2 pseudogenes are annotated in these 1,862 nt (G+C 58.8%); both read right to left on the bottom strand.

What is annotated here, in order from left to right:
- Window positions 1–120 precede the first annotated feature (120 nt).
- A pseudogene (locus tag ACWGTO_RS33305) lies at window positions 121–258 on the bottom strand (IS5/IS1182 family transposase); the annotation flags it as partial.
- A gap of 559 nt (window positions 259–817) precedes the next feature.
- Window positions 818–1,093, bottom strand: a pseudogene (locus ACWGTO_RS33300) (zinc ribbon domain-containing protein); the annotation flags it as partial.
- Window positions 1,094–1,862 lie beyond the last annotated feature (769 nt).

The raw sequence follows: 1,862 nt of genomic DNA, 5'->3' as shown, positions 1-1,862 counted from the left end.
GATCCTGATGGTGAGTAGACCCGCCCTGGGTGAATGGCGGCGCGGCGTCGCGCGGCCATTGAGAGCGCAAGCGACGCCTCTGCGGCTTCACTCTTGAGGTGTAAGAATCCGTTTGGAAATTCACGGATGAGCGGTTCTTCGTAGGAGGTTGCCGCCCATGGCGACGAGGATCATGGCGTGAGAGACATCGATGCGCTGCTCGTAGTCGCGCACGAGGCGTCGCCATCGGGTCATCCAGCCGAAGGTGCGCTCGACGATCCTCTGTACAATGTTGCTTGGAAATTGTCATTTCGCGTGGTGATTTTGGGCCGGCCGGGCCATCGATCGGAGGCACCCGGAAGATGATCTCGATGTGCGCGTCGTCGATTTCGACTTGGCGAACCACGGTGCGGATGATCTGCCGCATGCCGATCCGATCAAGGCCGGCGAGCCCTGCTGTCACCTTGGCGGAGAAGTCTTCCAGACGGCTGATGAGGAGAGAGAGGTCGCGTTCGTTCTCGGCCACTTCGACCGCCGCCCGGTGTCGCTCCTGAAGCTGGGAGAGGCGTTGTTTCAGGCCAGCGATACGCGGTTCGAATTCCGCCTTGTCGATGACGCCCTCGGCATAGCTGTCAATCAGCCGGCCGATGCCGCGACGCAAGGTGGCCATCTGTCGTTCCAGGCGGACGATCTCATCCGGCTCGCGGGTTTCGTCGCGGGCTTGGAGGAGGCGGCGGCGATATTCGTCGGCCACGCGACCCGGGTTCTCCAGGAGACCTTTCACCTGATCCCACACCGCTTCTTCCAGGTGATCGCCGCGTACCGCCGGGTTATCGCACACGGCATGGCCGCTGAAGCGGTAGCCATCCGCACCGATACAACGATAGTAGCGCAGCGTGTTCGTCCGATCGTACTTGCGGGAACGAGGCGCGCGCTTGCCATAATAGGCGTAGCCGCAACGCCGGCAGACCGCGAGGCCCTGCAGCAGCCAGTCCGCGCCGGGTATGCGTTGGCGCTTGCGCTTCCGGTTCTCCTCAAGCTGTGCACGGGCCGCCTCGAATACGGTGAGATCAACAGGACGGTCAAGCTTAGCAGGAAGCTTGCGACAGGACACTTCGGGTGGCTTCCAACCCCTTGAGCTACGGAAGCGCTTCTACTGTCCAATTTTCATATAAATCGCCCACGGAATCTATGCAGGTTCCGTGGGCGTTTTGTTTTCGGGTAGCTGGGCAGGAGCAGGCTGGTGGGCAAGAACGGTTCCCACCCGGGTACCGTGAGCATTCCGCTGGGCAAACGCTGTCACCACTGAATAATGGACATCGTCTCCGTGCGTCTTGTGCTCAAGCACGGCAATGCCGACTATCGTCCGCACTACTGTCACACGCACGTTCCGGATATGCCCGAACTCGCAGAAGACAGGTGAGCCGGGGCGAACGATATCCGCTACGTATTTTGCGACGTCTTCTTCCTCTGAATACCCGCGAGCAAGGATTTCCGTCTTATGCCGTGCCCAGATATGGCGCACGCCGAATCCTCCGCGACTGCTGTGTCGTCCGCGTTTCAAGACGATCGGCGCGCCCGGAATCAGGATACCTCTGATCTGACATTCTTGTCCTCGACTCTCCCAAAATAGTAGGTGCCGTTTGAAGGATGTTGAACAAGAGTATTCGGCATCTATTCCGTAATGGTTGCATCGGCAGTTTGGCAAAATGCGCCGTAACATGAGGAGCCGAGCATTAATAGTCGCCACATAGAATCAATTGGCTCGATAAATCTCCTTAGGAAACCCGGAGGTTCCTACTTGCTCGAATTGAGCTATTACCTAGCCCGAAAAATTCGCGGCGGGTTGGCGGATGTGGTGCAAGCCGTTGAAATGAACTAGG

It is taken from the genome of Mesorhizobium sp. PL10, from assembly GCF_053714315.1.
This window is presented reverse-complemented; position numbering and strand designations above follow the sequence as displayed.